The sequence below is a fragment of the Hyphomonas atlantica corrig. genome (assembly GCF_000682715.1).
GTDB lineage: Bacteria > Pseudomonadota > Alphaproteobacteria > Caulobacterales > Hyphomonadaceae > Hyphomonas > Hyphomonas atlantica.
In genome coordinates this window covers 24,522-31,577 of the sequence record NZ_AWFH01000015.1, presented here as the reverse complement: position 1 = coordinate 31,577, position 7,056 = coordinate 24,522, and the positions used below count along the sequence as shown (strand labels likewise).

At 58.0% G+C, this 7,056-nt stretch carries 4 protein-coding genes; 3 read left to right on the top strand and 1 reads right to left on the bottom strand.

Features of this window, described 5'->3' with window-relative positions:
- Positions 1–304 precede the first annotated feature (304 nt).
- Positions 305–1,513: a hypothetical protein gene (locus tag HY36_RS09395; RefSeq protein WP_206741177.1), complete on the bottom strand. Its 1,209-nt coding sequence runs from the start codon at positions 1,511–1,513 to the stop codon at positions 305–307.
- Positions 1,514–1,778: 265 nt separating this feature from the next.
- Between HY36_RS09395 and HY36_RS09390 the strand changes: the two genes are divergently transcribed.
- The 3 genes from HY36_RS09390 to HY36_RS09380 are packed head-to-tail and all read left to right on the top strand — an operon-like array spanning position 1,779 to position 7,056.
- Positions 1,779–4,166 (top strand): xylulose 5-phosphate 3-epimerase, encoded by a 2,388-nt coding sequence (locus HY36_RS09390; protein ID WP_051602671.1) that lies wholly within the window; start codon positions 1,779–1,781, stop codon positions 4,164–4,166.
- Entirely contained in the window at positions 4,163–5,539 is a 1,377-nt protein-coding gene (locus tag HY36_RS09385; RefSeq protein WP_035551724.1) for an MBL fold metallo-hydrolase RNA specificity domain-containing protein, read from the top strand. Before HY36_RS09390 ends, HY36_RS09385 begins: the two co-directional genes overlap by 4 nt.
- Positions 5,536–7,056 carry a thymidine phosphorylase family protein gene (locus HY36_RS09380; RefSeq protein WP_051602670.1) on the top strand — a complete coding sequence of 507 codons (1,521 nt, stop codon included), beginning with the start codon at positions 5,536–5,538 and terminating at the stop codon, positions 7,054–7,056. The genes HY36_RS09385 and HY36_RS09380 overlap by 4 nt, the downstream gene beginning before the upstream one ends.

The window sequence follows — 7,056 nt, the reverse complement described above, 5'->3', positions numbered from 1 at the left end:
GACTCTCAATTCAAATGCGGGACCAATCGGGGCTCAGGTCAATACCCGCGTTGAAGCAACGCCTTAGCGACACGCTTTTCAGGCGCGGCCAATGAGCCTTGTTTTGATCGCTTAGCCATTTCAAAAAACTAGCACAGATCTCTTAAGAGTTGATTTTTTGATTTTCTTCAACTCGTCCGAGTTGCGGACGATTTGGCTAATTGAACTCAGATTGGCGTTAAATCGAGAGGCAGCGATGAGCGCCCTAGTTAGAGCGTTTGGTGTGACTTCGCACCATTATCCGAAAACGAAGCATGCCAGATCATCAGAACTGATACACCGGCGCAAACCCGCCGCCGCTGGTGCGGAAGTTGGTCGTCTGTCCCTGATAAACGCGGGCAGCCAACAGCAGTGTTTTCCCGGCATAAGTGTAAAGCCGAACGTCATACTTCAGTGCAACCGGCTCTTGGTCGACAGTTACGGCGCGCACCGTCGGCGGGACCAGGGCTTGAGCAATATAATCCCCTTCCAGGATTGCCGACCAGACGCGTTTCGTCAGTTTGTCACCACGATAAGCAGCTCGGCTGCCAAAACCCGCGGCGGGTTTAAAGAAGTATCCTCGCCGCGCAGCCCAAAGCTCATCAGCGACGTCTTCGGTGACGTGCCGCGTATCGGGGATCGCCGCAAGCACCTGTCGGTCTGCGTCATCCGCACCGAACGACTTAAGCCAATCTGGATCGCTGAGCCAAATGAGATTTCGTTTGTTGGCATAGAGCGCGTGGTGGCGCGGTGCCGGACTGATAACCACCGCCTCGTCGAGGAACGCGGCGCGCAGCTGTGCATGACCTGGCTCGGACAGATCAAAATCCGTTAGCCGGTTATAGACCATGTCGATAGCTCTTCCACCGTGCGCAACGACGCCGTTCTCATAGGTGAGCGCCTCGGGGTTAAGGATCAGGGTTTCGATGCCGTTGCGGGCCAACAAGTCTTTCGCGAGCAGCATGTCCGGATAAAGATACTGCTCAGATGCGTCCTGGTCGAGAATAGCCAACCTGCCCGGACGGCCCTCCCGTCCCGTTGCCTGCCACTCAGAGATAAAGCTTTCAACAATGCCTGCATCGATTGCGTCCGAATCCGCGAGACGCGCATCTCCGCAAGCCTCAGCTTGTTTTGCCGTGGCGCGCTGGAGCTCGCTGACCAGGAAGGCTCCACCAGCATTTGTATTTATCTCAATGAGTTTAGGTCCGTCTTCAGAGATATGAAAATCGTATCCCATGAATAGACCGCGCGCGCCGGTCTGAGCGCTAAAAATAATATCATTTGAGCGTGCCAGGGCGACGTCATGATAAGACGCGAGGGATGCAACCGCTTCAATCGCAGACACTTGCGCCTGCATCGCCCGCAGGTCCGATGGTGATACAAAAACGGCCGTGGCTGCAAATAGATTTGGCCGCGCAGCCAGAAGCACCGAAAGCTCATCATTGCCAGCATGAGCCAAGATCGCTTCATCTAGATCGGCCCGACCAAGCGTCATGCAAAAGCAGGACCTATTAAGAGCAATCAAATCACTTGCGCCAGGCAGTTCGCAGGTTTTATCGCACCGCATCAAAACCCCTTTCTGGGCGAGACTGAACCATCACACTCATCGCCTTTCTCCTGCTTATAGGCTGCGTTTCTGGACCGCGAAAGCCAGCCTGAATCCACGCAAATCTGATCGTGAGGGTTTGCCCGCCACGCGCCGTATCAAGACTGCTCACCTGATTTTTGATGCGCGAACTGGCAGGGGGATATCGACGATCATGACAGAACAATGGACCAGCGGATATGGCGTGATCGTCCATGATACCGAGACGCAGCAGCGACTTCAGAGTATCTTGCAGAACGCCGACCGCGGGCTTTTGGCGCTCACACAAACCGAGGCCGCAGACGTGTTCTCGGCGACGGACAGACTCGCGAATGCGGCAATGTGGCTCATCGCGCACATGTCATATGCACGTCGCGTCGACCTGTCTGGCGCACCCCTGAAGGCGGGGGATTTCAAACCCTCGCCAGAAGGCCATATGGGCGGATCGTTTAACATGGCGATCGCATTTGCAGGCTATCTCGCCGCCAATGCGTTGAGTGGCCATACCCGTGCTTGGACCCTTGGGCAGGGTCATTGCGTCGCTGCAATTGAAGCCATCAACGCGCTCACAGGCGATGTCTCAGCCGCGCAGCAAGGACGCTATGATCGCAGTGAAGTAGGCCTTTCCCGGCTCGTCAACGACTTTTACGGCTATGCGATCACCCCCGATGGCCGCCCCGGCGTGCCGCTCGGTAGCCACGTCAATCCGAATACAGCTGGCGGGTTGTCGGAAGGCGGGTATCTTGGATTCACCAGCCTTCAATATATCCACATGCCATTGCCGGGCGAGCGCCTTGTCGCCTTTCTGAGCGACGGCGCATTCGAAGAGCAGCGCGGATCCGATTGGGCGCCGCGCTGGTGGCGCGCCAGCGATAGTGGTTTCGCCGTGCCTGTGATGGTGCTGAATGGCCGGCGGATCGAACAGCGTACCGAAATCAGTCAGGAAGGCGGACTTGATTGGTTGGTCAAGCATTTGACCTTAAGCGGGTTCGACCCGATCATTGTCGATGGCCATGATCCCCTCTCTTATGCATGGGGCATATTGGAAGCGGAGGCCCGGCTTTCAAAACTGAGCGATACGGACGGCCCCTACCCCGCGCGGCTGCCTTATCTGATCGCGCCCTGCATCAAGGGTTTTGGGTTTCCAGGAGCTGGCGGAAATAGCGCCCACAATCTCCCACTAGACGGAAGTCCGCATACCAATAAGGGCGCACGCGCGCTCTTTAACGACGGCGTACAAGCGCTCCACACACCGCCTGACATGCTTGAGGATGCGGTCCGGACGCTAAGCGTCCATAAAATGCAAAACCGCGTGCTGGAAAGCCAGAACGCCCTCGCCGTTCGCAAGGTATCTGATCCCGTATTGCCTAGGTCGGACGCGCGTTCGCTCGGCACCCCCGGCCTAAATTGCGCAATGGACGCGATCGATCAGTGTTTCACCGAAATTGTGCGCGCCAATCCGCATTTGCGGGTCCGCGTTGCAAACCCTGACGAGCTTCGCAGCAACCACATGCCGCTGACGCTCGAGATGCTCAAGCATCGGGTCAATGCGCCTGAGCCCGGCACGCCTGAATCCAAAAATGGTCGCCTCATCACGGCGCTGAATGAAGAGGCTGTGATAGCTGCAGCCCTTGGCAATAAGGGCGGGCTGAATCTCGCAGTGAGCTACGAGGCCTTCGCCATGAAGATGCTCGGCGCGCTGCGCCAGGAGATTATCTTCGCGCGTCGACAGAAAGAACTCGGTCAAATTCCGGGCTGGATCAGCGTCCCGCTTATTGCAACTTCGCATACTTGGGAAAATGCCAAGAATGAACAATCCCACCAGGACCCGACACTGCCCGAAGCGCTGCTCGGAGAAATGTCGGAGACCGCTCGGGTGATCTTCCCGGTCGACGCGCCAAGCGCTGCTGAAGCGCTGCGCAACATCTATCGTGGGCGCGGCGAAATCGCCTGCCTCGTGACACCGAAACGAGATGTCCCAAACCTTCTATCCGAAGAGGAAGCCGAACACGCGCTGGAAAATGGAGCGCTCCACATCGCCGGTGATATCATGGCAGCCGACATTCAATTGGTCGCGATCGGCGCTTATCAGGCTCACGAAGCCCTCGCCGCATTCCAGCGACTCACTGAACGCGGCGTGCCATGCTGTGTCACCTTGATCCTTGAACCGGGCAGGTTCCGCATGGGACGCGACGCAATGGAGCAGGCATTCACAGCGAGCGAAGACAGGCTTGAAGCCCTTTTCCCGCGCGGGCTGGCAAGAGTGCTGCTGACGCATACGCGGCCCGAACCGATGACGGGTGTGCTGAGACGACTGGATGGCGGGCCGGAACAATTGCGCGCGCTCGGCTACATTTCTCGCGGCGGAACATTTGATGTCGCAGGCATGCTGTTCGCCAATCGCTGCACCTGGGCTCATACTGTCGATGCCGCCATGGCGTTGCTGCCGAAAAAAACTCTCGATCTCCTTTCGGAGGATGAACGGCGCGCCATTGATGGGCAAGGCGATCCATCCGCTCTCGAGCGCTCAAAACCTGTCCTGCGCCGGGAGCACGCATCATGACCCTCACCCTGACCAGTCTTGGCGGGGCTGGAACCGTGACCGGCTCACGCCATCTTCTTGAATATGAAGGTCAGCGTATACTGATCGATTGTGGTCTGTTCCAGGGCTATAAGGCGTTGCGCCAGCGCAACTGGGCGCCCTTCCCGATTGATCCAAAATCCATCGACGCCATTGTCCTCACGCACGCCCACATTGATCATAGTGGTTATCTGCCAAAACTGGTCAGAGAAGGTTATCGCGGTCCCGTTTATTGCTCGAGCGCGACCAAGGATCTTTGCGGAATCCTGCTGCGCGACAGCGCGTATATTTCAGAACGAGACGCCGAGCGGGCCAACCGCCTTCGCTACACCCGCCACAAACCGGCTCAGCCACTTTATACGATCGCCGACGCCGAAGCGGCGATTGAAAAGCTCACCCCAATCGACTTTCACCAGGACGTTCATCTCGCGATTGGGGCCGATATCTATTTACGCCGCGCCGGGCATATTCTTGGGGCATCGACCGTTGAAGTCCGTTGGGGCGGCAAAACCATTATCTTTTCTGGTGACCTTGGCCGCTATGACGACCCTTTCATGTTTGACCCTGAGCCGGTGCAAAATGCCGATTACGTCGTCATAGAGTCCACCTATGGAGATCGCACTCATCCGAAGCTCGATCCCATGGAACAGCTGGGTGACGTGATTGCACGCACCGCCAGGCGCGGCGGGACAGTGGTTATTCCAGCCTTTGCGGTCGGGCGCGCTCAACTCATTCTCTACCATATCTGGATGCTCAAAAAAGCGGGACGGCTCGAGAATGTCGCGATCTATCTCGACAGCCCAATGGCGATAAACGCAACTGAACTTCTCTGCACACACCTCGATGATCACAGATTTGCGCGGCAGGTTTGTGAAGAGACTTGCGCGATTGCGACTTATGCGCGTGACGTCGACGCTTCAAAAGCCATTACCAATGATCTGATGCCAAAGGTTGTGATCGCAGCGAGCGGTATGATCACAGGCGGCCGCGTTCTGCACCATATTCAGGCATTTGGTGGAGACCGGAAAAATACGATCCTGTTTGCTGGATATCAGGCCGGTGGCACGCGTGGAGACAAGATTCTCAAGGGCGCAAGCAAGGTCAAAATGTTCGGCCACGACGTTCATATCGGCGCCGAGATCGCCAGCCTGCCCGCTTTGTCAGCCCATGCGGATGCCGACGAGCTGATCTCCTGGCTTGGCGGCTTTGAAAAGCGTCCGGCAAAAGCATTTATTGTTCACGGCGAACCCGATGCATCAGAGGCGCTAAGCACGCGTATGCAGGATGAGCTCGGCTGGCGCACTGATGTTGTTGCCATCGAGAAGGCCTATGAGCTTGGAAGCGGCGACGAATGACGCAGGATAATCAACCCCACGCCGCCACGACCCTGTCCGCGCGACGCCTGAAATGGCATGCTCAGGACGAAGCGATCATTCTAATGCGGACCGACTGCCCGGTCTGCCGTTCAGAAGGACTGACGTCGCGCGCCCGTGTGCTGATCAGTTGCGACGGGCGGGACGTGGTCGCGACCCTGCACCAGATCGACGATGATTGGCTGGCCCTTAGCGAGGCTGGTCTTTCTGAAGCGGCTTGGAGCCGGCTTGGTGCCGAGCCCGGCGCAGATCTTAAAGTCAGCCACGCTCCAACGCTTCGGTCTCTCTCTGATGTGCGTCAACGGATGACCGGCAAACGGCTGCCAAGCGATGGATTTGACCGGATCGTGACTGATATCGCCGCCGGACTGTATTCTGATATTCATCTGGCCGCCTTTATCTCAGCCTGTTCCACGCTGAGCCTCGACATAGACGAAATCACCTCGCTGACCGGCGCCATGGTGAACGTCGGAGAGCAACTCGACTGGAATACCGACATGGTCATCGACAAACACTGCGTGGGCGGCCTACCCGGAAATCGCACGACGCCGATTGTTGTTGCGATCTTGGCCAGCCTGGGTTTGACGGTCCCAAAGACCTCCTCGCGCGCCATCACATCGCCCGCCGGAACTGCAGATACGATGGAGACGCTCACCCAAGTCGATCTGTCACTGCCAGACATCAGGCGGGTTGTTGAAAAGGAAGGTGGATGCCTTGCCTGGGGCGGCGCGGTCCAGCTCAGCCCGGCCGATGATATTCTCATCCGCATTGAACGGGCCCTCGACATCGACGCCGAAGGTCAGCTGATCGCGTCTGTTTTGTCAAAGAAGATCGCCGCCGGCGCGAGCCATGTGGTGCTCGACTTGCCCGTCGGACCAACCGCTAAACTGCGTAGTGCTGCCGGTGCCCGCGCCCTTGCCCAGCACATGACGATCGTTGCACGTGGGTTTGGCCTCAAGACCCATTGCGTGTTCAGCGACGGGCTCCAACCCGTCGGGCGCGGCATCGGACCGGCGCTCGAAGCCTGGGACGTGCTCAGGGTCTTGCAAAGAAGCAAAAGCGCGCCGCCAGATCTTCGCGAACGGGCGCTGACGCTGGCTGGCGCCGCCCTTGAACTTGCGGGCCGTGCCAAACCGGATACCGGAGCGGCCATGGCTCAGGACGCGCTCGACAATGGATCTGCCTGGTCGAAGTTTCAGGCCATATGCGCCGCTCAAGGCGGTTTGCGCGAACCACCACGCGCAGCGCAAACTGCGCCCGTCGCGGCAATTCGGTCAGGGGTCTTGAAAGCAATCGATAATAGAAAGCTCTCCAGGCTCGCAAAACTTGCTGGTGCTCCCGAACGCCCGGCCGCTGGTCTGACCGTTCACAAACGCCTAGGCGAACAAATCACGATTGGTGAGCCGCTTCTCACCATCCACGCAGAGGCGTCGGGCGAGATCGACTATGCCATGAGCTACGCTCACGCCAATGCCGGCCTCTTCACCATTGAGGGTTAA